Raw genomic sequence first — 21,482 nt, 5'->3', positions numbered from 1 at the left:
CTCTACGAAATACCCTCCGCACAGATGATCGAGAAGACTCACGTACCCCATGCGCGAGCTTCGAGATGGAAGCACGCTCCCTTGGCGTATTTATCTGGCGAGAGGCTATTCGTGTTTTAAAGCGAAAGGAGTCCGGATAATGAGGAAAACGTTGATAGAGCGCATTGACTACGTCGAGAGAGTTTCCGCCCGAAAGACGTCCAACAAGAAACGACGCCACGAGCGGATATCGGCCTACATGCGCGCAGTCATCCGAATGGTGGAGGTGAAACGAAAATGAAAGTCGCTGAATTTGCGGCATGCCCGCCGCGCATGTTCCTGTTTTTGGCGGAAATGTCGCAGGAGAATCCGAAGTTGCGCCGCATTTGGCTGCGGAATTATGAACGGAGAATAAACGGAGGTGTTCGCCATTGACTGAGCAACTAGAACGCGCATATACGCATAGCAAACGCTGTGTACTGCGCGAGCCTTGCAAAAACGCCGACACGGCCGCATGCAACCGGATGTGCCCGTCGTTTATCGCAATGCACGGCTATGACGGCGCCGGCGGCCGCGCTGGACTCGCGAACGTTCCGCATGATTACCGGCGCCTGACCGTTAAAAGCTCGCCAGCTCGCGCCGATCAGGACCGCGTGTATAAAATCGTCGATGCTTACGTCGGTACATTTTCGCGTCAGTTTGATCCGGAGGGCGAGCGCATCAAATCGCTTTATCTATACAGTGAAAGTCCTGGCACCGGTAAGACAACGACGGCCGCGGCGATACTTAACGAATACATCACGGCCCATTATATCGGCTCGCTGCAGCGCGGTTTGACGCCGATCGAACGGCCCGCCTATTTCCTCGATGTGACCGCCTGGCAGCGTGACTTCAACGCCTTCAATCGGCCACGTGTGCCGGAAGAGACCGCAGCGCCCGCCGCCGCCCGTTACTACCGCGTCATGGATATTGCGATGGCCGTGCCGTTCTTGGTCGCGGATGATATCGGCGTACGTGACGCAAGCGACGCGTTCAGGGCCGACCTGCACACCGTGATTAACGACCGGACCGTAAACGGACTGCCTACGGTGTACACGTCGAATATTCCAATGGCGGAAATGGTGCGCTTGTTTGACGCACGGATCGCCGACCGGATCCGCGACATGTGCAATGAAATCCCGTTCGTGGGAGAGTCGAAAAGGGGGCGAAGATAACAATGTGGTGCGAACTGTTTGTATCGAAAGTAATCGACGAAAACGACGTGGCCGCGTTCCACCGGCACGGTATCGAGCCCGACAGTTTCTTTACCGAAGTGGAGCGCGACGTCGTTAAATTTACGCTGGATTATGCGGAACAAAACGGAGGCAATGCGCCCAGCTACGCGATGATCGTCAGCAAGTTTCCTGACTTTAATTACTTTCCCAAAATTTCGGATTCGTTCGAGCACTTGGCAAGAGAAATTAAGAATAGAGAAGGAAAACAGAGATTAGCGGAGTTGTTCAATCGCGAATTGCCGAGTTTATTCGAGTCTGCGGACAGCGAATTGGTAATTTCAACCTTGCTCAGCCGTCTCGAATCAATTAAAATAAGAACAAACATTCGCGAAAAGATTGGCCGCGATCTATCCGAGATTAAACCAACGCTGATGTCCGAGTATCAAAAGCGCGAGGAAGGAAAGTCATTTAAACGATACGATACGCCTTTTCCCACGCTTACAAAGGAGATCGGCGGTTTCTTTACCGGGGATGTTTACGGCGTCATGGCCGAGTCCGGCCGCGGCAAAACGTACTTGGTGGGCGAGTTTGTTGATTCTTTATTACGTCAGGGCGCGAGAGTCCTTGTTAAATCATATGAGGTTAAGGAATACGTTTGGATGGCGCGGCTTATCTCGATCATTACCGCACATGATGAAACGTTTGTGGACGAGCTTGGCCGGAAACTTGGCATACCGAACCGCGACATCTTGGCCGGCCGGTTAGAAGATATTGTCCGCGATCGCTTCTTTGACGTCGTTGAGCACTTGGATACGTACTATCCCGGAAAACTGTACTTTCAGGGTAAGAGTGACCCGGGGCTTACGCGGACCCTTGACGACCTCGACGCCGAATTGAGCCGCGAGCGTGTCGACGCCGTTGTTCTCGACCCATTCTACGGTCTCAGCGACGTATATGGACGCAACGCCAACAAGACGGCCGGAGGTGCGGCAGAATACGCAGCCACGCGGTTTGAGAACATCGTAGGCGACCACGACGTCATCGGCATCTATACTGTCCAGGCCACGGTCGAAAAGAAGCAGACGGACCTCGACGGCGGCCGCGAAATCAAGCTTCCGACGCGAGACCAGGTGAAAACGTCGAAGCGCCTTCTCGACATCGCGACCGTATTGTTTTCGTTTGACTCGCTCGAAAAGGAAGGAATTGCGCGCATCGGCTGCGAAAAGGGCCGGAACGGCGGCGAAGACTTTACGCTGGATCTCATCGCGCTTTTCGATTACGGAGTCCTACGCGAGTTCCCGACCGGACAAGCCGCCGCGGAACAATTTTCACCCTAGTGTGGGATTTTGCGAGCAACTTGTATAGCTATATAAGGAGGACACCACATGGCCCTTAACATCGACATCCGCGCGGAACTCGAACATTTCTCGTGGGAACGCGCCACCTGGACGCACGATCGCCTTATCGCCGTATCGCCGTTCCGCTACGAACGCACGCCGTCGTTTTACGTCTACTTAACGGACACAGCCGATGCAAAGGCCGGCTATTGGGGCGATCCCGGCGCAAAGGATCCGGAGTGGCAGCGCGGCGGCCCCGTAAAGCTGCTCGCTTATCTGCGGGGCGAAACGCCGGAGGACACGCTGCAGTATCTGCGCAATAAGTACGGCGGCGAGGACGCACCAGAAGGCGACACGCTGCGGATTTATCCGTTGAGGCTATCGCTTGAGCCGCGTCGGTACCGGCCACTCGATATGCGCATTCTCGACCGTTATAAATGGCGCCATCCATACTTGGGCAACCGCGGCATTAGCGAGCCTATCCAGCGCCTGATGCGCATCGGATATGACCGCGAAAGGAATGCCATTGTTATTCCGTGGTTTAACGCGGACGGGACGCTGGGGGCGGTCAAATATCGGCGGGTCGATACGAAAGCGTTTTGGTACGAACGCGGCGGCCGACCTATTCGCGAAATGGTGTATGGGATCGATATCGTGTACTCGCGGCGGCTGCGGAGAGTGGCCGTTGTGGAGGCGGAGGTCGACGCGATGACGCTCATGACCGCGGGAATGCCGGCGATTGCGACCGGTGGTGCGCAGTTTGGCGACGTCAAGCGCGATATAATCCTGCGGAGTCCGATCGAGGAGGTCGTGTTGTTTCGCGATAATGATGCGGCGGGCAGAGCGTGGAGGAATCAGGTGTACGAGGCGTTGCAGGGGAAGGTTGGCGTTAGTGTTGCGTTAGTGCCAAGGTTCCACAAAGACGTAAACGAGGCATGGGTAAATGGAATCAGACCTGTTGGAAAAATTCGCAAAATCACTCCGAATTTCCAATTATTAGTATGACGAATGGTAGCTTTTGTCGTATAATAGGCTCATTCGGTTGCCAAATGCCAACTCTTAGCGCAGACAAACAAATTATGATTTGTCTTCGCTGTGCCTCAGCGGTAGTTTATTTGTGTCGCCGAGGCGACAGCGGCCTAATGTCGGTTCTTGCATTTTAGGCCGCCTCTAAAAATTATCTAAGAATATTTTACCATGCATGTCCCAAAATCAAAAGGTTCTGTCCCTATATCTAATAGATAAACAAAAGGAGGAAAGGAATGCATGAACAACGCACAACTAAATAGTATCGCCCTGCTGGCAAAGGGAGGGGATGTTGAGGCAATGTGGTCTCTTAAAGGATACTTCCACCCTTTCATCATTCAGTTATCTGATAGCTGCCGAAATCAAATGGACTCGCAAGAGAAGTTCGAGGACGAAAGCTTCCGGATAATTGAAGAAACCGTCAGTAGATTCGACGCAACCTTAGGAAACTTCCGACAGCTCGCTGTGCACTCCATTAAACGTCGGTTGGGAAGAAGGAAGCGACGATACCGAAACTCCTTGGAAACGTGGAATGTTGCGTTCGAGTCGATCGACGGAAGGTTCAGAGAGCAGGACGACGGGTTTACGGAATGCGTAATTGAGGACCGTTTGGCGACGGTAGATGAACGCATCCTTTTAAACGAACTAAACGAGAAAATCGCCTCCTTGGCGGGAAGCGATCCTAGAAAATTGGCGATTGTAAACGCGTGGACAAAATCAGATTATACCGACTCATCCATCGCAGATTTGTTGGCGCAAACCTTTGGTGGTAAGAGCGAGTCGCATCGTAAGTTTATCGCACGGTTTAAATCGCAGTGTAAGATTGCGCTGGCGTGCGCAGTCTAGCAGAGTTTTACCCTGTGTGTGTGTGTGTGAGTTTGGGCGTCTGTTCCAACCCGTCAAAGTAAGATCAGATGCTCAAACTGTGTCTGATTTGTTTATGAGTCAGAACGGAGTTTTCAGGCATGAAACCCGTTCCTTCTCTTACAATAGTATACCACAAACAACAAGTGGCTAATCAAATGTTACAATTTGACAACTCTTTATGTATAGAACTATATCCTAAAACTTACCAATATATTCATTCACGATTTAAATACTACCTTAAAAAGTTGTCTATTGTCAACGTTTATTTGAGTGAGCCCTAAAACAATTGGAGGAATTTCCTTATGAATAAACTACGGCTAACAACGGATAAGGTTTCGTTTTCTAAAAAAATTTCTAAACCTAATGTAAACCTCGACTACCACGGCGCTCTCGAAGAGTACGAAGACCCGGCGGACTACTATGTATTCCCATATATCCCGAAAGGGGTGCGTATTGCATGAAAATCGCAGTAACACACCACGCGATCGATAAGGCCGTTAGTGCTTTCCGTGTGGACAAGCGCATCGCCGAGGAGTGGATTCGTTCTAACTTCCGCCAGGCCCGGTTCATCGCGAACATTATCTCGGAAGAAGGAAATCCTTGCCGACTGTTTTCGGGTAAACACGTCACGTTCATTCTAGACGCTCAAGAGGATCGGATTGTAACGATATATCCGAGTGATACCATAGCGCCGCATATCCGCGATAAGGTCGAGTCTCTCATATCACGTGAACTGCGCAAAATTGAACGCAAAGAGTCCGCCACAATCCGCCGCAATACAATATCCCGTCTCGAACTCAGCGTTGAGCGCGCCGCCTGCCTTCTTCGCGCTGAGAAAACGCGCAGCCAAGCCGTAAAAATGGCGATGCAGGCGCGCGTCAAAGCGATCGACGAGTATTTCGCACAATTGGACGCCGATATCGAAAACGTCCGCCATGAGAAACGGAAGATTGCGAAGGCGGTCGCGGCATACGTAGTTTAACGCCGATGTTCCTGCGTCGGCTACGCGGTATCGCCAAGCCTAGCGCTGTCGTTACCGCGAATCGGGCGCAGGAAAGATGCCCGCGGAAGGGGAGTAAGCCGCTGAGTTGCGGGTCGACACGTAAACAAGCGCATTTCCTTTCGTAATACTCTCCGCTACGAGCGGCGGCGGATTCCCGGCCGGCGGGACTAACAATTTCCGTGTCGTCGAGTAAGTGCCGCTCATCAACTAAATAAATGAGAGGAACGTGATTGAATGTCCATTCGCGACCAATTAAAGAAGCGTGAGGAAGAGCGCAACACTCCGAAAGGGAACGGCCTTAACGACGGGCTGCCTGATGGAGTCACGCGATATGTACGCCTAGGAGCCGAGCTGAAAGACGGACGCCAGTTCGTAATGCTTGCGGATCCGGACAGTTGGTTCTTTTACTACTGCCACGAGGATGGAGATTTTGCGACGCGTGCGACATATGTAAGAAAGCATACATGCCTGCACTCGCCAAAAAAAGTCGGCGCCAATTTCACCGCATACCAAAAGCCGAACGGCGGCGCCTGCATCTCGTGCAAAGCTAAGGCCAAGCGCAAACTATACTTCATGATTCCGGTGTTTGACCTCGAATATATGACGTGGCGCGTCCTGGACGTTAAGGAGTTCCACGCAAACAACCTGATCGGCGACTACGATAAACTCGAAAAGGCCGCGAAGAAGTTCAACAAGGAGTATACGCTCGTCGGCGACGTAATCACAATTGGAAAGACCTCCGACGGCAAATCGTACTCGCTCGAATCAGGAGATGCAGAAGTTCCGGCCGAGGCTGCGCAATTTATCGGATTCGCATTCCCGTACGAAGAACTCGCAAATTTCCGGGAGGAGGACGATATCCTCGCGTTGCTGGCCGAAGCTGATCCGGACCATATCGACAAGTCCGTTCTTGGTGGGGGAGTTCCGGCAGTCGGCGGCGACGACAGTGGCGACGTTACCCCGATTGGCGACGACCCGATCGATATCTCCGACGATGATCTCCCGTTCTGAAATCTGACACAACTGAATTACTATTAAAGTCGCTTTAACCCTTGATATAAATAGTTTTTAACCATTACGCATGAGTGTAATTGTTGTGCCACCTGAAAGTGGGGATAGCAAAGAATGATCGTGGAACTTAAAGAGATTGAATCCATGAAGGAAAGAGCCGCTGTAGCCAGTGCTTATTGGCTGGATTGCTCGCCGCATGAGCATACCGAAGAAGATGGATTAGTTATGGCTATATACATCCGAAAGGTTATGCCCGTGATGGAAAGACTTCTCACGATGCTGTCGGAGAAACAAGAAGAGATCAGGTTGTTGCAGAATGAAGTAGAGCGTTTAAATGGGCTGATTGAAGAAGTCGTTAATTTGGCACAAAAAAGTGTGCCAATAAGCCAAATCGAGTCAGATAAAGGACTGGAGTAGTTGGCACAGTGTGTCATGTTACAAAATTGCCGTTCTAATCTAGCGTTAAGCACACAAAGGAGGGCGCGCCATGAATGAGACGAGCCCGTCGAGCCTACGTAGTGACCGGCGGATTTCCGTCGGCATTACGCTCGACAACGTGAAGGAACTGCCAAAAGCTGGCGCCTACCTCAAGCGCTTTTTAACGGAAGTTGACGTGCCGCACGGACCGTTCGATCTAAACATCGTTCTGTCCGTCGGCGGCTACGATTTCCCGACAATTACGTTTGTTTCGGCTGAGGAGCAGGAGGAGACCAAAACCAAACCGGAAGAGGAGGACGAGTAATTGGCGCACATTAGTGAAGTAACTGGCGTCTACTCCGAGCTGGTGGCGCAGGTTGCGCTACTGGCGAACGGCTGGCGCATCCACGAGAGCAAGACCGCCGAGGCTTACGATATTCTTGCGACGGACCCGGTAAGCGGCGAACACGTTAAAATCCAGGTCAAAACGATCCGGCAACGCATGGACCGCGGCGGCGACCTCGTTGTCTACGCGAAGAAAGGGAACGGAACCGCATACGACCGAGCCGACGCTGATTACATCATTGGCGTTTGGGCGGCAGAAGGCGAGATCCCACGCGTATTCATGTTCGAAAACCGGATGCTCGGAGAATACTGGGCGAGTGAGGCAACGGCGGCCGAACGTTGGGTAGAATTGCCGATCGCGCTGGACCGAGGTATTTACGCATCCGAACCGAATGATGCCGAGGCCGTTGCGGAGGTCGTATTGGAGGCCGCAGCATGATCGATTTCAGCCGATTTAAGGCGCAGGACCCGGAGCCGCCCGTCGTCGCAGAGTGCGCGTGGTGCCACGGTGAGATCCGCGCCGGCGACGAGGTAAAGCGGATTGATGACGGAGGCGGGTTCGTTCACAACGGATTCGGCTATGACTGCGCGACAAGATACGCAGAAGAACGCGTGTATGACGCGATGGGAACGATAAATATTCGAGGGGAGATCGATTAAATATGGCGAAATTGAACGTGGTAATTCCTGCGGTTGAGGTAGAGGTAAACGGACAGAAGTATCGGAAGGTTGAACGTGAGGCTAAGACTGGGGATATCGTTAAGATTACGGATTTTATCGTCCCTGACTTCATCGAAGACGGCGGGTTCTACGAGGTTGTTCGGATTGATTCGTGTGGATATCCGCAAATTTTCGACGAGGACGGGGACGAGTGCTACCTTTGCAAGGATGCCTACGAAGTCTACGAGAAGGTAGCGGAACCAGCAACGCCGCAATATCGCAAGGTTATGAAAGAGGAATACGAAGAAGCAACGAAGCCGAAACCAAATGTTAGCGTCGGCGATAAAGTCCGAATTATTCGTTACCAATGTAACTGGACGGAAGGAACTATCGTGACTATCACAGAACCTGACGTTGGCGGCGTTGGGAAAACAGCGCGGGCGGTGAGCGAAGATGGGCGCATATTTCTGACCGATTATGATTCGTTTGAACTTCTTAGCGCAGAAGAACTTGCACAGATCGCCGAAGAAGCGAAATGGGCGAAGATCGGCCGCAAGGTGAACGAGTTTAAGCGCGGTGACTTGGTTCGTGTACTTAGAACCATGGGCGCATCTAGCCTTCGTAAGGGGCAGATCGTGGAGGTCGCGGTTCCTGACGGGACTACTGAACCGGAGGTATTCGTGGGGAACGGTGGTACACGTTACGCCGGCGTCGAACTCATCATCCCGGTTGAACAACGCTTCGACTTGCAGAAGGAGGCCGCATAAGTGGACGTTAAACTCACGCTAAACCTGCGCCAGCCCACGTCGGACATGGACGCAAAGCAGCGTGTGGTTGACGCGGCCAAGCGGAAGAAGGCGGCCGAGGAAACGCCCGCCGAAGCAATCGAGCGTATCGGCCGAATGAGTCTGACGGATCGCGAGCGCCAACTCGTTGATATCGTGAGGGAGTACGTGACGGGGAAAACAGGCAATTCCCCGTCCGGACTTAATCTCCGGTCTGGCGGTAAATCGCGCGATAGCGGCCAGATTACGAAGGCAGACGTGATTGCAGCCGGTGAACGATTGTTGGCGGAAAGGGAGAAGGCGGAACGCGCCGAGAGGATTGCGGAGACGCTCCGGACGAAGCCGGATAATTTCAACATTATTACGGATGACGCGGAACTTCCAAAAATGGTCGGACGATTACGCGAAGAAGTGCGGATGCAGGGTGGCGACGAATGGTTTGCGAAAGTGTTTGCGCTATTCAATAACACACTAATCAAACGTAAGCTGGCCGAACGCGGCATAACGATTCCGGATGCGCAATCCCTGACCGTATGGGATACGGAGACATCCGGCGTCGATAAAATGATCGATTTAACCGGCGGTTACTCCGTTTGGCTTCCGCTGCTCAACGAAGGGTATTACGTTGCGTACGGACATTTGACCGGCGAGAAGCAATGCACACGGTCGGCGGCCCTGGGCGCAATCGAGCGTTTCATGTCTTTGCCTTCGCAGATTAAATCGTTTCATAACGCGCCTTTTGACTTGGCGATGCTACTGAACGACGGGCTTAAGCCGCAGGGTATCCGTTACGACTCACTTGAAGCCATGCGGACGCTTAACGACCATGAGCCGACTTACAGTTTGAAGCCACTAATCACAAAGTATAAGGCGTTAATTGGCGTCGACTGCCCGGATTATACCTTCGAGGACTTGTTCGGGAATGAGTCGCCGATGCTGCATCCGGTCGAACTCGTTGGGATATATGCGATATGGGACGTACTTAAGGGTTGGTGGTTGACGCGGTGGCAAATCGACAACCTTATCGCAACCGACAACTTGGCGACGGCATACTTCGAAATCGGCCAATATCTAACGGAAGTCAACGTTAATATCGAGCGCACAGGCTTCGTTATCGACATCGACGGATTGAAGGCGCTGGGAGACGAACTTCGGCCGAGACTTGCGCAAGCACAGGCGGACGTTATCGAAGCATATGGCGTCACCAATCCGGAGTTTATCCGCGCGATGGACCGGACAATCAACGCGAAGAAGATTGCGGACTGGATCGAGTCGCAACGGAAGAAGATCAAGCGTAACGGAGAGGCGCAGAAGAAGCAACGCGCAATTATTGCGGAATGTGAGGCGGCCGGCAAGACTACGCTCAAAAAATACACGAACGCGGTCGCTCGGTTGGCGGAGCTGCAGGCGGAAGCGCGGGAGTTGGCGCCGGCAGACGAGGCACATGCGCCTTTATTTGTGACGGAGTTTTCGTTCACTAACGACAACCACTTGCGCTATCTGATTTACGACCATCTCGGCATCCAGGACCGGACGAAGCAGATCGTTAAGGACAAATCGAAGACGCGCGCCGTCTCAAAAGACGTTCTCGATCGGTACTTCGAAGAGGAAGAAGCGCTCCGGCCGCTGGCTAACGTGTCGGCGTTCGAAAAGCTGCTCGGAACATATATCGATAAGATCCCGGATGCGCTCGACGTTGACGGACGCCTGCACACGCAACTCGATACCGTTTCGACCGGACGCTACAGCTCAAAGGGATATACGGGCAAGCCGAATGACCTGCGGCCGGAATCCGTTACCGATGCAAATTATCTTGCGGTCATGCGTGTGCTCGTTGAATGTAACGAGAAGGTGGCGAAGGGAACAAACATTCAGAACATACCAGCGCGTACCAAAGAAGGCGAGAAAGTCCGGACCATGTTCGTTCCTCCGCCGGGCCATTTGTTCCTTGGCAGCGACCTTTCATCCATCGAACCGCGGCTACAGGCACATAAGATGGAGATGGAACACGGCGACCCGACATTTGCAGATATGTATCGCGCCGGCCTCGATCCATACGTTGAGTTTGCGTCGATGATGTTCGATGTGCCACGCGAAATCTGCGTAGAGAGCGCGTATAAGTCCGGGCTTACTCCGATCCCTTACCGGAAGCTAACGAAGGACATGTTCCTCGCGAAGGGTTACGGTCAGGCCGAGGACCAGTTCGTTAAAACTGCGGTCAAGCGCGGCATAACGGAAGAAGCCGGCAAGCGCGCCTATGCGAAGTTCGACGAGATCCTGCCCGGTTTCAGTACAATGGTTAACGCCTCCTTCGAACACTTGCGGCAATACGGATGGACACAAACGTTGTGGGGGCAGAAGCGCCGGTTTCCGGAATATCGGAAGAATTGGCAGCGGCTCTGCGCCTTGATGAAGCGCGCCGGTATCCGCGATAAGAACGATCCGGAACTAGGCAAGAAGACATACAAGCTTTCGCCGGCGGATCGAAACGAGTTCTGGCAGCTTATCCGATTGACCGGACGCGACGAACGGGCCGCGTTTAACCACGAAATTCAAGGCTCGGGCGCTAACGTTCTTAAGTTCTGCATGATCCGTAGTTATTACGAATTGACGCTTGGCCGCGGGTGGGAATTTACCCTTACGCTTCATGATGAGCAGAAACATGCGGCGCCGATCGAACAGGTAACGCCGGAAGCCGTCGCGCTTTATACCGATATCATGACGAATACTGTTACGCTGGCCTGTCCGCTTGAGTGCGATACGGTAATCGAACCGCGCTGGATGATGGAGTATCGCGTTGATGCGTGGGATTTCGAAAAACAACAACCGAAGGAGGCCGCCTAATGACACGCGAAACAGCAACGTACACATGCCCGCAATGCCGGCGACAAATCCGCGTGCTGGCGGACGAGATCGGTGACCATCCGTGCTCTTGCGGCTGGGACCCGGAATATGAAAACGAAGGAGATGGCGAGGATATGGAAATGAACATTATCGAAAAGCTGCGCGAATTGATCGGTGATGAGTACGAAGGCCAGGCGTGGGATGAGGTGCACGAGGAAGTCGACGCAATCCTAGACACTTACCATCCGAGAGGCTACTCAGTTGAATGTGTCGACGAGGAGTTCGAAGACGGCGGCCGGTGGACGAATTACAAAACCAACGTCTATCGTGTGGAACAAGACGGGCAAGTGGCGTACTTCTCTATTTGGAGAGAAGTTCCTGCCACGGAGTGCCAGGACGGAGGCGATTTCATGGTAGCGATAGAGGAAGTCGTTCCGGAAGAAGTCATCGTCACTAAATACGTTCCGGGGAGGGCTGCGTAAATGCTCGCGCCAGAAACCGTTACAGTAATCGATATCGAAACGACCGGACTCGAACCGGCAACGGGCCACATCACGGAAATCGCCGCTATCCGGGCGGAAGTTGGTGCGGACGGTTCTATCCGCGAGATTGGGCGTTTCCAGACGTTTGTCGGCTCGGACGCTGGTGTAGTAGTTCCGCCAGAAATATCGGAGCTAACCGGGATTCGTACGGAAGACTTGCGGGGCGCGCCAAGCATGTATGTAGCGCTGACAGCGTTATGGCACTTCGCACGAGGTTCCGTTTGGGTAGCGCATAACGCTCCGTTCGATTTCTCTTTTATAGCGAAAGTCTACAATAACAACGACCAGTTCGCCTGCACACGCGCCATGGCTCGCCTAGTCGACCCGGACGAAAGCGCAAGCCTCAAAGACGTATGTCCGCGCTATGGCATCGAATTAAGCGGACAACATCGCGCTATGAACGACGTAGAAGCAACGCTGCGGCTTTATGCAAAGTTGCGTGAGAAAGCGGAAATTAACGGGATCAGCTATCAGAATGTCGTAGTTGACTCGGATGAACGACCGCTTAAGTACGTGCCGCAGGGCGCCATCATACGGACTATTAAAAAGACAAAGGAGGCGGTTTAGTGGCCGGAAAGATTAAAATTCCGCAATGTCCGAAATGCGGCGCGGAAAGTGAGCACGGATATTGTCACAAATGTCGCCAGCGTTGTGAAATAGTCACGCGGGACAAGCGTCAGGTAACCGGTGAGTTCGCAGTTGTCAACTGGTTCTCGTCGCGATCAAGCGCCGGCCTTATCGTAGAGGATGCGGAGGGTAAGAGGTATCCGCTATACATGTCGGACGTATTTGAGTATCTAGGCCTGCGTGGGATTACACTCGGTAATTGTACGTTAGAGGAAACGAAGAAAGGTTCAGCATACGCGTGGAAAGTTATAACAGAGGAGGCGGTTTAGTTGGCGAACAAGGGTCAAGTATACGCAAAGATAGCAGAAGCCATCGAGGAGGCCGAGCATGATCCGGACAAGGGCGGAGGGGAGATCGTTAAGTACGCCGTAGAAACCATTGAGTCGAATTTCGGCATCCAATGTGACTCTATTTATTGCGGAGGCTTCGACAGTACAGGATACGACATCGCCTGTTACGCTATTGCTTTTGTAACGGACGAAGGAGAACTCGGACTTTACGATTACCAATACGAAGTTTATTAGGAGGCGGTTTAAATTAGTCAACAAATAGCAGACAAAATCGCGCAAGACTTTACGGGCTACTTGAACGCCTGGCATTCGGCGCCCGAGGTGTACGATGACGCACTCGATGCGCAGATACACAAATGGTACCACGATTACCTCACAAACCCTAAGCGCAAAGTGTGGCCGGCGCGCGGCATTCCGTACTTCTCGCCGTCGGCAGCCAACGCAGACGCACGCGGCCTGTACGAAAAGATGCGGGGCGCCAAAAAGGAGATAACGGAGCGCCCGCCGCATCAAGGCCGCTGGACACGCTTGGGGACGGCGATCGGCGATATGATTCAGCGTGACATCCTTTTCGCAGAGAAGCATTACGCGCGGCATATGGGCGAAAATCCAACGTTCAGTTTCGAACGGAATAAATACGGCGAGCCGATGTTCGAAGACTTTGCGAAGATTAACGCAATTATCGAGCATAGCGGAAAGGTGTTTTCGCTATTCGGCACCGGCGACGGCATCATGCGCTATGTGACCGATGACGGCGAAATGCTGCGGGTAGGACTTGAGGTCAAATCGAAGCAAGGTACGTACGCACAAACATCCGGATACTCCATGCGTAACGGCCCGAAGGAGGATCACGTTAAGCAATGCGTCTGCTATTCGAAGATGTACAACGTGGACTATTACGTAATCGTATACGTAAACGGTTCGAAAAAGGGCTGGAACATGACACCGGAAGAGTTCGAGAAGAATCCGGATATTGCGGTGTTCGGCCTGTACATTACGGATGAGATGCGCGCAGAGGTTCTCGATCACTTCGCAAGTATCGTAGAGGCGGCGGAAACAGGCAATCCGCCGAAGCTTGATCTAGACAAGTGGGTGTTCAACGATTTCAAACGCGCGATTTCGTTGTCTCTTTCGGAGGATGAGCTTGCGGCGTTGCGACGAGAAGTTGCGGCTATCCAACGATCGGGACTATCGGATTCAAAGAAACGGGAAGCTGCGGAGGCACTTGCGTTTATCGAGGCGGTACGAAACGAAAAGGAGGCGGCGTAGATGGCGAAATATCGGAAGAAGCCGGTAGTGATTGAGGCGTTCAGAATGGGGATTGATCCGCGACCAGACTGGTTCCAAGACAAAGTCTCCACTAATGAAATCACCACATACTTAGCGCCAGGTGAAGATGACGACGGGCCTTTTGGGTTCTCTAAAACATGCTGCGACATTAAAACTCTTGAGGGAGTAATGCGCGCAGACTATGGGGATTGGGTCATTCAGGGGGTTAATGGAGAGGTGTATCCATGTAAGCCGGATATCTTCGAGAAGACGTACGAGGAGGTGGCCTAATGCGCATCATATCCGGAATCATCAACCTTGGCGCCATCCTTGCGGTAATCTTCGGATGGATTCTCGCAATTAGCTTCATCGCACAACTCCAGAACACGCCTCTCGTTATCGCGGCGTCATTAATCGCAGTAGCGTGCGTATGGGCGCTAGGCGACGGAAAGCGAGGCGATCTTCCTGGCGAAGAAGACGACGACAACACGCAGTAAAGAACCCGCCTATCGCGTACTCGGCCTCGACCTTTCGCTAAGTCCCGGAATCGCTGCGATCGAGGTGCGAGACAGGCAACCGCATCTCATCGCGGCCACTTCGGTCGCAACGTCCAGCGACGATCCCGATGCGGTCCGCAGCGCAGTTGTCGAGTCGTTCGTTTCGCAATTTGTCTACGCACATCGGCCGTTTGACGTCGTAGTGCGCGAGGACTTTAAGACCGGCCGCAGTAAACGTGCCACTCAAACGGTATTTAACGCGTGGGTATCCGCAGACAGGGCGCTGTATCAATTCGGGTACACCGTCGCGGAAGATCCCGAAGATGTCCCGAAATTGGCGCCTACTTACGTCAAGAAAACCGTGACGGAAATACTCGGCAAGGCTAACGGTAAGGCGGAAAAGGATGAGGTTGCGAAGGCCGTGCGCAAATGGCTGCGACTGCCTGACGACTATCCGTTTCGCAAGGGATACGACGATAGCGATGCGCTCGCGGTGTGTTTGGCGTACTTGATACGCGAAAATCTAATCGATACGGAGGTTGCGGCATGAATAACGACTGGATGACGTTCGGGGAAATGCTTGACCGAATAAAACTCGGCCAGATAGCGGAGCCTGACGTGCGCAATTACGCGGACGTAACACTTACTCCGTTAGGTCTGCGGTATGTTGATAGGCGGACGCGAGAGCCCTGGGATAGTCTCGTGCCAGTAACTAGGGCATATATGGCGCTTAGATTTCGGTTTACTGGCGAGGCCTTAGGAACATGAACGACGCTGACCTCATCCGCCAACAACGCGCCGAAATAGCCGCACTCGAACGGTCCGTCGCGATCTATGCCGAGATCCTGGCGGACTACGAGCAGCGGTTGGCCGAGGCGCGTGCCGTAGAAAGGAGACTCCATGCGGATTATCTACGCAACAAGAACGGGCAATGTGGCGCTATTCGCACGCCGGCTTACGCATCCGACGCAGAAGTTGACGGAGAATCTACACGTTAGCGAGCCGTATGTGCTCGTTACATACACGGATAAATTCGGGGAGGCGCCGGAGATCGTGCGGCGCTTTCTCCGTGATAACTCGGAATATCTGCGCGGCGTAGCGGCGAGCGGCAACCGGAATTTCGGCCGGGGATTTGCCGGCGCGGCCGACGAAATAGCGCGAGAATACGGAGTGCCGGTGCTGCTTAAATTCGAGCTGGCTGGAACCCCGAGCGATATACAAAAATTTACTGACGAGGTGAAGCGGATTGGCGCAGAAAACTTATCGCTACATTGAACTGAACAACGAAATAACCGCGATGAAGGACGGATTTTACCAACTCGAAAAGGACGCGGAGGCCGTGGCGGAATTTTTGCGCTACGTCGCCGACAACTCTATGCGGTTTGACTCCGTAATCTCGCGTATCCAATACATGGTCGACAACGGATACTACTATCCGGAAGTGCTGACGCAGTACACGCCGGAGCAGATTACGGAGATCCACCGCCAGGCAGAGGCGGCCGGCCTTTCGTTCGCATCGTATATGGCCGCGTCCAAGTATTATACGGATTATGCCGTCAAGACGCGCGACAAGAAAACGTTTCTTGAATCGCCGGCCGAACGTTATGCTATCGCGGCGCTTTACCTGGCACAGGGCGATTACGAAATGGCGCGGGAACTCTTGTGGGGCTACGTTCATGGCGTACAGCCGGCCACGCCAACGTTCCTGAACGCGGGCAAGGCGAGACGCGGCGAAATGGTTTCGTGCTTTTTGACGGAGGTTGACGACAGCCTTAACGCGATCAATCACGCAGTTGGTGTGGCGACGCAGCTCTCGAAGATTGGCGGCGGTGTTGCGATCAACGTGTCCAAGCTCCGGGCCCGCGGCGAATCAATCAAGGAAGAGGAAGGCGTAGCGAAAGGCATTATGCCTGTTTTGAAGCTGATGGAGGACGGATTCTCTTACGCGGATCAAATGGGCCAAAGAAAAGGCTCCGGCGCCGGTTACTACAATATTTTTGGCTGGGACGTTATGGAGTTCCTTGACGCGAAGAAAATCAACGCGGACGAGAAGGTGCGACTCAAAACGTTATCGATCGGACTTATCGTGCCGTCCAAATTTATCGAGTTGGCCGAAAAGAACGAGCCGTATTACGTATTCGCGCCGTACACCGTTTACCGGGCGTTCGGCACGCATCTCGACGATATGGACATGACGGAAATGTACGATAAATTGGTCGCACATCCGGACGTCAAGAAAAAGGCGATGAGCGCGCGCGACATGTTGACGAAGATCGCCACGACGCAACTTGAGTCCGGCTACCCGTACATCATGTTTAAGGACAACGCGAACAAGGTGCATCCACTTAAAAACATCGGCCAGATTAAAATGTCAAACCTCTGCACGGAAATTTTTCAGCTCATGGAGACGAGTATCATCACAGACTACGGCGAGCCGGACGAAATCGGACTCGATATCTCGTGTAACCTCGCGTCCATCAATATCGTGACCGCGATGGCTTCCGGCGATTTGCGACGCGTCGTTCATTCCGCTATGGATTCCGTCACAGCCGTATCCGACATGACGAGCGTTGAGAATGCGCCAGGCGTCCGCAAAGCAAACGATTTGATGCACTCGGTCGGGCTCGGCGCCATGAACCTCCACGGATACCTCATCAAAAACAAGATTTCGTACCAGTCCGCACTCGGCCGAGAGTTTGCCGACGTATTCTTCGCGGCCATGAATTTCTACTCGCTTGAACGTTCGATGCTAATCGCGAAGGAACGCGGCGGCACGTTCCACCGGTTCGAGGAGTCGGATTACGCGACCGGCGCCTATTTTACGCAATACCTCGAAAACGACTTCCGGCCGCGCTCCGAAAAGGTCGCGAAGCTATTCGAAGGCATGGCACTGCCGGGTCCGGAAGATTGGGCGCAGCTTAAAGCGGATGTTCAGCGATACGGAATCTGGCATGCGTATCGACTGGCGATCGCACCAACGCAATCTATTTCGTATGTGCAAAACGCGACGTCGAGCGTCATGCCTATCGTTGATCTCATCGAGACGCGGACGTATGGCAACTCTCAGACGTTTTATCCGGCGCCGTTCTTAGCGCGTGACAACATGATTTCGTATACAACCGCGTTCAACATGGATCAATATCGGATTATCGATATGGTTGCGACGATTCAGCGCCACATTGACCAGGGGATTTCTACGATCCTTTTCGTCAGCAGCAACACGCCGACTAACGAACTGGCCCGATATTATCTGTACGCACACAAGCGCGGGCTTAAATCGCTCTACTATACGCGGAATAAACTACTGTCGGTGGCCGAGTGCACGGCTTGCGCAGTCTAAAACGAGGAGGACGATAACTTGACGAAATTTAGAGCTGTAAATTGGAACCGACCGGACGACGAATTTACCCTCGCGTTTTGGAATCAGAACATTACGCAATTTTGGACCGACGACGAGATCCCGTTATCTGACGATAAAATGACGTGGATCACGCTTTCCGATACGGAACGCGACGTTTATAAAAAGGTACTCGGCGGCCTGACGCTACTCGATACCGTTCAAGGCGGAATTGGCATGCCGCAAATCCTCGAACATGTCGACGGTCTGCAGCGCAAAGCAGTCCTCGGATTTATGGCGATGATGGAGCAGATCCACGCCAAATCCTACAGCAGCATTTTCACGACGCTTGCCTCAACCGAAGAGATTGACGAGGTCTTCCGTTGGGTCGAGGGCAACCGGTTCCTGCAGCGGAAAGGCGAAATCATTAGCGGCTACTATCGCGCAATCGACTCGCCTGAGCGCCTGTACATGGCGATGGTGGCCTCGGTGTTCCTTGAATCCGCGCTGTTTTATTCCGGCTTTTATTATCCGCTGTTGCTCGCCGGCCACGGCAAACTTACGGCCAGCGCGGAGATTATCGACCTCATCATGCGCGACGAGGCGATCCACGGCCAATATGTCGGAACACTGGCGCGCGAGATTTACGACGGAATGCCACCGGAAACGCAAGCGGTGCTCGATCACGAAGTGTCGGCGCTACTGACGCGGCTTTACGATAATGAGGCGGGCTATACCGTCGATTTATACGCACCGCTCGGCTTGGAGGACGATGTGCTGCGGTTCTTGCGGTACAATTTTAATCGGGCGTTGATGAATCTCGGACGCGACACGCATTTTCCAGACGAAGAGATTAACCCGATCATACTCAACGGAATCAATACGGCGACGAAAAACCACGACTTCTTCTCGCGTAAAGGTAACGGCTACCAACGCGCCATGAACGTTGTGCCGCTAACCGACGCGGATTTCGTACTGCCGGAGATTCCTGCGAGTTAATAGCGAGATTTAAGCGGAGGGTCTACGACGGCCTTTCGCTTTTTTTTTATTTTCCGATGTCCCAAAACGGAGAGTTTCCGTCCCTATATCTATTGTAAGGCGCAAATGATCGCGCCAAACGCTAATAAAAACAATAGGAGGGGATTCGATGTTTGAAGAGGTCAAACGTAAAGCAGCGGTGGGCGAGCGGATCGATCAGCCACAACCTACCGACGCTGACTATAGCGTCGGCACAGCGAAGGAGGCTGCGTAGGCATGAAGATTATCAGCGCATTACTTGCGGTATATTGGGTCATCTCATTCGTGCTGTTTATTTGCGGCAAGTACGAACCGAGCGGCTTTACTACCGGGGTTCTCATTCTGTACGTGGCGTTCGATCTTCTGCTCATTTCGTTCCAATTGAATCAAAAGGAGGCGCTGAAATGAACGAAATCCCCGTTAAAATCAAACGCCTGCACCAGGACGCCATCATTCCGAAATACGCAAAGCCCGGCGACTCCGGCTTCGATTTGGTCGCGGTAGAAGACGTCATCATCGCGCCAGGCGAGACCGCACTTGTTCCGACGGGGCTTGCGGTAGAGATCCCCGCCGGCTACGAGCTACAGGTACGGCCGCGCTCCGGCATCAGCTTGCGGACGAAATTGCGCGTGGCTAACTCGCCGGGAACGGTGGACGCCGGATTCCGCGGAGAGGTCAAGGTGATCGTCGATAATATTAGGCGCGTGGATAGCGTAGGTCACATATACTCGCGCATTGACGGTACGGACCGTGCGTCTACGTGCGTTGACGCTCCGCCTCGTGGGTCGTACGTAATACTGAAAGGTGACCGCATCGCGCAGGCGGTAATCACGCCAGTTGCCCGCGCTAACTTCGAAGTGGTCGACGAGCTGACGGAGACTGAGCGTGGGGCAGACGGATTTGGCTCGTCGGGAGTGAATGCGGAATGAGTATGAAAGAGGCTATTCGGCTGGCCTATCAAAAAGGATACCGTGTTATGGACGACGGGACACTTATGGGACTTAAGGGGAAACCGTTAGTAGTCCGTAAGAGGGGAAAACAGGGATACCCAACATTCTCCGTTAATTGCGGCGACCTAACACCTTCTGGCATTTATGGGATACCTGTTCACAAGTTTGCTGCCTACTGTTTTTATGGGGAGTCAACGTTTTGTGAAGGTATTGTGGTCAGACATCTAAACGCGAACACTGAGGACGTAAGTAAAGAAAATATAAAGTTAGGCACCGGGGCCGACAATGAGGCTGATAAGTCTCCAGAAGACAAGTCACGCGTAGCAAGAATAGCGAGGGCAGCGCAAGGGTTTAGGGCACTCAATGCCAAGTTCTCGGACGAGGAAGTCGTCGCCATCAGGGCACGATTTGCATCTGGAGAATCAGGAGCCAGCATAGCATTGTCGCTCGGTGTGACCAGAAACTGCATCTACTTAATAGTGAAGGGAGTTAATTACAGAGATGTCGCATAACAACCGCGTTTCGGTACTCGATAACGGATACGTTCGCCTGGTTGACGTAATGGGCTCCGACCTGACCGTGGTTAATTCGGCTCGTTGCTCTTACGCAAAGGAATCCGCCGAGCTCTCCGAACGGGACATCCGCCTTATAAAATTCCTTGCACGAGAGCAACATACTAGCCCATTCCGCCACGCCATCGCTCAATTCGAAATCTACGCACCGCTGATGGTAGCGCGCCAGTGGTGGAAGTACATCGTCGGATCTGCGCATCAAGAGGGAACCGGCGATAGCCTCGACGCCTGGAACGAATCGAGCCGCCGCTACGTGACGGAGGAGCCTACGTTCTATATTCCGCAGGCTGATGAATGGCGGAGCGCGCCAGAAAATTCGAAGCAGGGTAGCGGCGAACCAGTAGACACAAGCGTTGGAGATGAATTGGTCGAACGACTTAAATTCTATGTAGCCCATGGCATGTATTTGTACGAGGAAGCCCTTGGGGCTGGTGTCTGTCCAGAGCAAGCCCGTCTATTCCTTCCAGCCTACGGAATGTACGTCCGCTGGTATTGGACGGCGAGCCTGCAGAGTATCGCGCATTTCCTGGCGCAGCGACTCGAACACGACGCGCAGGTCGAAATCCAAGCGTACGCCAAAGCGATATTAGCGCTGATTGAGCCGCGGTTCCCCGTTGCGATCGGCGAATTGATTCCGGAAAAGGAGGACGAATAGATGGCGGCAATTTCCGGAGTAATCTTAGGCATTGTTACGCAAATACTCGCACTTGGCGTATATAACGCAACACCCGCCGAAGGATTCATCGCATACCTACTCGGCTTCATCTTCGGTGTCCTACTCGTAAAGGAGGTGCGCGAGAAACGGGATATGCAACTTTCAGTGTGAAAAAGTCACCAATCAATAGATTAGCAATGCAAAACTTTCTTGAACATTCAAGGTGAAAAAGGAGGGG

At 53.0% G+C, this 21,482-nt stretch carries 30 protein-coding genes; all 30 read left to right on the top strand.

Features of this window, described 5'->3' with window-relative positions; genetic code table 11:
- Window positions 1-139: 139 nt before the first annotated feature.
- The 30 genes from NYE48_RS28100 (at window position 140) to NYE48_RS27955 (ending at window position 21,415) form a co-directional block, all read left to right on the top strand.
- A complete protein-coding gene (locus NYE48_RS28100) occupies window positions 140-280 on the top strand; it encodes a hypothetical protein (RefSeq protein WP_341000849.1) in 141 nt (46 codons plus the stop codon).
- Window positions 277-414 carry a hypothetical protein gene (locus NYE48_RS28095; RefSeq protein WP_341000848.1) on the top strand — a complete coding sequence of 46 codons (138 nt, stop codon included), beginning with the start codon at window positions 277-279 and terminating at the stop codon, window positions 412-414. Before NYE48_RS28100 ends, NYE48_RS28095 begins: the two co-directional genes overlap by 4 nt.
- Window positions 415-503: 89 nt before the next feature.
- Window positions 504-1,193 carry a DNA replication protein gene (locus tag NYE48_RS28090; protein ID WP_341000852.1) on the top strand — a complete coding sequence of 230 codons (690 nt, stop codon included), beginning with the start codon at window positions 504-506 and terminating at the stop codon, window positions 1,191-1,193.
- Between the two features lie 2 nt (window positions 1,194-1,195).
- Complete coding sequence (locus NYE48_RS28085; RefSeq protein WP_341000847.1) at window positions 1,196-2,530, top strand: AAA family ATPase; 1,335 nt, start codon at window positions 1,196-1,198, stop codon at window positions 2,528-2,530.
- A gap of 48 nt (window positions 2,531-2,578) precedes the next feature.
- Window positions 2,579-3,535, top strand: coding sequence for a toprim domain-containing protein (locus tag NYE48_RS28080; protein WP_341000846.1), 957 nt, complete (start codon window positions 2,579-2,581; stop codon window positions 3,533-3,535).
- Between the two features lie 261 nt (window positions 3,536-3,796).
- Window positions 3,797-4,402 carry a hypothetical protein gene (locus NYE48_RS28075; RefSeq protein ID WP_341000845.1) on the top strand — a complete coding sequence of 202 codons (606 nt, stop codon included), beginning with the start codon at window positions 3,797-3,799 and terminating at the stop codon, window positions 4,400-4,402.
- 323 nt (window positions 4,403-4,725) lie between these two features.
- A complete protein-coding gene (locus tag NYE48_RS28070; RefSeq protein ID WP_341000844.1) occupies window positions 4,726-4,884 on the top strand; it encodes a hypothetical protein in 159 nt (52 codons plus the stop codon).
- Window positions 4,881-5,405: a hypothetical protein gene (locus NYE48_RS28065; RefSeq protein WP_341000843.1), complete on the top strand. Its 525-nt coding sequence runs from the start codon at window positions 4,881-4,883 to the stop codon at window positions 5,403-5,405. Before NYE48_RS28070 ends, NYE48_RS28065 begins: the two co-directional genes overlap by 4 nt.
- A 255-nt stretch (window positions 5,406-5,660) precedes the next feature.
- Window positions 5,661-6,437 carry a single-stranded DNA-binding protein gene (locus NYE48_RS28060; RefSeq protein WP_341000842.1) on the top strand — a complete coding sequence of 259 codons (777 nt, stop codon included), beginning with the start codon at window positions 5,661-5,663 and terminating at the stop codon, window positions 6,435-6,437.
- Window positions 6,438-6,551: 114 nt separating this feature from the next.
- Entirely contained in the window at window positions 6,552-6,854 is a 303-nt protein-coding gene (locus NYE48_RS28055) for a hypothetical protein (RefSeq protein ID WP_341000841.1), read from the top strand.
- A 70-nt stretch (window positions 6,855-6,924) separates the two neighbouring features.
- Window positions 6,925-7,179, top strand: a complete 255-nt coding sequence (locus NYE48_RS28050; RefSeq protein WP_341000840.1) for a hypothetical protein — start codon at window positions 6,925-6,927, stop codon at window positions 7,177-7,179.
- Entirely contained in the window at window positions 7,180-7,638 is a 459-nt protein-coding gene (locus NYE48_RS28045; protein WP_341000839.1) for a hypothetical protein, read from the top strand.
- Window positions 7,635-7,859: a hypothetical protein gene (locus NYE48_RS28040; protein WP_341000838.1), complete on the top strand. Its 225-nt coding sequence runs from the start codon at window positions 7,635-7,637 to the stop codon at window positions 7,857-7,859. Before NYE48_RS28045 ends, NYE48_RS28040 begins: the two co-directional genes overlap by 4 nt.
- Window positions 7,860-7,861: 2 nt before the next feature.
- Window positions 7,862-8,626: a hypothetical protein gene (locus NYE48_RS28035; protein WP_341000837.1), complete on the top strand. Its 765-nt coding sequence runs from the start codon at window positions 7,862-7,864 to the stop codon at window positions 8,624-8,626.
- Entirely contained in the window at window positions 8,627-11,488 is a 2,862-nt protein-coding gene (locus tag NYE48_RS28030; protein WP_341000836.1) for a DNA polymerase, read from the top strand. It begins immediately after the preceding gene.
- On the top strand, window positions 11,488-11,970 hold the full coding sequence (locus NYE48_RS28025) for a hypothetical protein (RefSeq protein ID WP_341000834.1): 483 nt from the start codon (window positions 11,488-11,490) through the stop codon (window positions 11,968-11,970). Before NYE48_RS28030 ends, NYE48_RS28025 begins: the two co-directional genes overlap by 1 nt.
- Window positions 11,971-12,597: a 3'-5' exonuclease gene (locus tag NYE48_RS28020; protein WP_341000833.1), complete on the top strand. Its 627-nt coding sequence runs from the start codon at window positions 11,971-11,973 to the stop codon at window positions 12,595-12,597.
- A 329-nt stretch (window positions 12,598-12,926) separates the two neighbouring features.
- A complete protein-coding gene (locus NYE48_RS28015; RefSeq protein ID WP_341000832.1) occupies window positions 12,927-13,181 on the top strand; it encodes a hypothetical protein in 255 nt (84 codons plus the stop codon).
- A 60-nt stretch (window positions 13,182-13,241) separates the two neighbouring features.
- Window positions 13,242-14,216 carry a hypothetical protein gene (locus tag NYE48_RS28010; protein WP_341000831.1) on the top strand — a complete coding sequence of 325 codons (975 nt, stop codon included), beginning with the start codon at window positions 13,242-13,244 and terminating at the stop codon, window positions 14,214-14,216.
- Window positions 14,217-14,507 carry a hypothetical protein gene (locus NYE48_RS28005; protein WP_341000830.1) on the top strand — a complete coding sequence of 97 codons (291 nt, stop codon included), beginning with the start codon at window positions 14,217-14,219 and terminating at the stop codon, window positions 14,505-14,507.
- A complete protein-coding gene (locus NYE48_RS28000) occupies window positions 14,507-14,713 on the top strand; it encodes a hypothetical protein (RefSeq protein WP_341000829.1) in 207 nt (68 codons plus the stop codon). Before NYE48_RS28005 ends, NYE48_RS28000 begins: the two co-directional genes overlap by 1 nt.
- Window positions 14,676-15,263, top strand: coding sequence for a crossover junction endodeoxyribonuclease RuvC (locus NYE48_RS27995; RefSeq protein WP_341000851.1), 588 nt, complete (start codon window positions 14,676-14,678; stop codon window positions 15,261-15,263). The genes NYE48_RS28000 and NYE48_RS27995 overlap by 38 nt, the downstream gene beginning before the upstream one ends.
- A gap of 350 nt (window positions 15,264-15,613) precedes the next feature.
- The gene (gene nrdI, locus NYE48_RS27990) at window positions 15,614-15,988 is read left to right on the top strand and encodes a class Ib ribonucleoside-diphosphate reductase assembly flavoprotein NrdI (protein ID WP_341000828.1); all 375 of its coding nucleotides are present in this window, start codon (window positions 15,614-15,616) and stop codon (window positions 15,986-15,988) included.
- A gap of 22 nt (window positions 15,989-16,010) precedes the next feature.
- Complete coding sequence (nrdE, locus tag NYE48_RS27985; RefSeq protein WP_341000850.1) at window positions 16,011-18,053, top strand: class 1b ribonucleoside-diphosphate reductase subunit alpha; 2,043 nt, start codon at window positions 16,011-16,013, stop codon at window positions 18,051-18,053.
- 18 nt (window positions 18,054-18,071) lie between these two features.
- Window positions 18,072-19,049 (top strand): class 1b ribonucleoside-diphosphate reductase subunit beta, encoded by a 978-nt coding sequence (nrdF, locus tag NYE48_RS27980; RefSeq protein WP_341000827.1) that lies wholly within the window; start codon window positions 18,072-18,074, stop codon window positions 19,047-19,049.
- Between the two features lie 255 nt (window positions 19,050-19,304).
- On the top strand, window positions 19,305-19,475 hold the full coding sequence (locus tag NYE48_RS27975; RefSeq protein ID WP_341000826.1) for a hypothetical protein: 171 nt from the start codon (window positions 19,305-19,307) through the stop codon (window positions 19,473-19,475).
- On the top strand, window positions 19,472-19,996 hold the full coding sequence (dut, locus tag NYE48_RS27970; protein ID WP_341000825.1) for a dUTP diphosphatase: 525 nt from the start codon (window positions 19,472-19,474) through the stop codon (window positions 19,994-19,996). The genes NYE48_RS27975 and dut overlap by 4 nt, the downstream gene beginning before the upstream one ends.
- The gene (locus NYE48_RS27965) at window positions 19,993-20,529 is read left to right on the top strand and encodes a hypothetical protein (RefSeq protein WP_341000823.1); all 537 of its coding nucleotides are present in this window, start codon (window positions 19,993-19,995) and stop codon (window positions 20,527-20,529) included. The genes dut and NYE48_RS27965 overlap by 4 nt, the downstream gene beginning before the upstream one ends.
- Window positions 20,519-21,244 carry an FAD-dependent thymidylate synthase gene (gene thyX / locus NYE48_RS27960; RefSeq protein ID WP_341000822.1) on the top strand — a complete coding sequence of 242 codons (726 nt, stop codon included), beginning with the start codon at window positions 20,519-20,521 and terminating at the stop codon, window positions 21,242-21,244. The genes NYE48_RS27965 and thyX overlap by 11 nt, the downstream gene beginning before the upstream one ends.
- Window positions 21,245-21,415, top strand: coding sequence for a hypothetical protein (locus NYE48_RS27955; protein WP_341000821.1), 171 nt, complete (start codon window positions 21,245-21,247; stop codon window positions 21,413-21,415). It begins immediately after the preceding gene.
- The last annotated feature ends 67 nt before the right edge of the window (window positions 21,416-21,482 follow it).

Origin of the sequence: Paenibacillus sp. FSL M7-1455, assembly GCF_038004655.1 — a bacterium.
Lineage (GTDB): Bacteria > Bacillota > Bacilli > Paenibacillales > Paenibacillaceae > Paenibacillus_AQ > Paenibacillus_AQ cookii.
This window is presented reverse-complemented; position numbering and strand designations above follow the sequence as displayed.

Excerpts from the sequence above, each read along its gene's own strand:
- NYE48_RS28100 (WP_341000849.1), top strand. The coding sequence starts at position 140 with ATGAGGAAAACGTTGATAGAGCGCATTGACTACGTCGAGAGAGTTTCC.
- NYE48_RS28095 (WP_341000848.1), top strand. The coding sequence starts at position 277 with ATGAAAGTCGCTGAATTTGCGGCATGCCCGCCGCGCATGTTCCTGTTT.
- NYE48_RS28090 (WP_341000852.1), top strand. The coding sequence starts at position 504 with ATGTGCCCGTCGTTTATCGCAATGCACGGCTATGACGGCGCCGGCGGC.
- NYE48_RS28085 (WP_341000847.1), top strand. The coding sequence starts at position 1,196 with ATGTGGTGCGAACTGTTTGTATCGAAAGTAATCGACGAAAACGACGTG.
- NYE48_RS28080 (WP_341000846.1), top strand. The coding sequence starts at position 2,579 with ATGGCCCTTAACATCGACATCCGCGCGGAACTCGAACATTTCTCGTGG.
- NYE48_RS28075 (WP_341000845.1), top strand. The coding sequence starts at position 3,797 with ATGAACAACGCACAACTAAATAGTATCGCCCTGCTGGCAAAGGGAGGG.
- NYE48_RS28070 (WP_341000844.1), top strand. The coding sequence starts at position 4,726 with ATGAATAAACTACGGCTAACAACGGATAAGGTTTCGTTTTCTAAAAAA.
- NYE48_RS28065 (WP_341000843.1), top strand. The coding sequence starts at position 4,881 with ATGAAAATCGCAGTAACACACCACGCGATCGATAAGGCCGTTAGTGCT.
- NYE48_RS28060 (WP_341000842.1), top strand. The coding sequence starts at position 5,661 with ATGTCCATTCGCGACCAATTAAAGAAGCGTGAGGAAGAGCGCAACACT.
- NYE48_RS28055 (WP_341000841.1), top strand. The coding sequence starts at position 6,552 with ATGATCGTGGAACTTAAAGAGATTGAATCCATGAAGGAAAGAGCCGCT.
- NYE48_RS28050 (WP_341000840.1), top strand. The coding sequence starts at position 6,925 with ATGAATGAGACGAGCCCGTCGAGCCTACGTAGTGACCGGCGGATTTCC.
- NYE48_RS28040 (WP_341000838.1), top strand. The coding sequence starts at position 7,635 with ATGATCGATTTCAGCCGATTTAAGGCGCAGGACCCGGAGCCGCCCGTC.
- NYE48_RS28035 (WP_341000837.1), top strand. The coding sequence starts at position 7,862 with ATGGCGAAATTGAACGTGGTAATTCCTGCGGTTGAGGTAGAGGTAAAC.
- NYE48_RS28025 (WP_341000834.1), top strand. The coding sequence starts at position 11,488 with ATGACACGCGAAACAGCAACGTACACATGCCCGCAATGCCGGCGACAA.
- NYE48_RS28020 (WP_341000833.1), top strand. The coding sequence starts at position 11,971 with ATGCTCGCGCCAGAAACCGTTACAGTAATCGATATCGAAACGACCGGA.
- NYE48_RS28005 (WP_341000830.1), top strand. The coding sequence starts at position 14,217 with ATGGCGAAATATCGGAAGAAGCCGGTAGTGATTGAGGCGTTCAGAATG.
- NYE48_RS28000 (WP_341000829.1), top strand. The coding sequence starts at position 14,507 with ATGCGCATCATATCCGGAATCATCAACCTTGGCGCCATCCTTGCGGTA.
- nrdI (WP_341000828.1), top strand. The coding sequence starts at position 15,614 with ATGCGGATTATCTACGCAACAAGAACGGGCAATGTGGCGCTATTCGCA.
- nrdE (WP_341000850.1), top strand. The coding sequence starts at position 16,011 with ATGAAGGACGGATTTTACCAACTCGAAAAGGACGCGGAGGCCGTGGCG.
- NYE48_RS27975 (WP_341000826.1), top strand. The coding sequence starts at position 19,305 with ATGAAGATTATCAGCGCATTACTTGCGGTATATTGGGTCATCTCATTC.
- dut (WP_341000825.1), top strand. The coding sequence starts at position 19,472 with ATGAACGAAATCCCCGTTAAAATCAAACGCCTGCACCAGGACGCCATC.
- NYE48_RS27965 (WP_341000823.1), top strand. The coding sequence starts at position 19,993 with ATGAGTATGAAAGAGGCTATTCGGCTGGCCTATCAAAAAGGATACCGT.
- thyX (WP_341000822.1), top strand. The coding sequence starts at position 20,519 with ATGTCGCATAACAACCGCGTTTCGGTACTCGATAACGGATACGTTCGC.
- NYE48_RS27955 (WP_341000821.1), top strand. The coding sequence starts at position 21,245 with ATGGCGGCAATTTCCGGAGTAATCTTAGGCATTGTTACGCAAATACTC.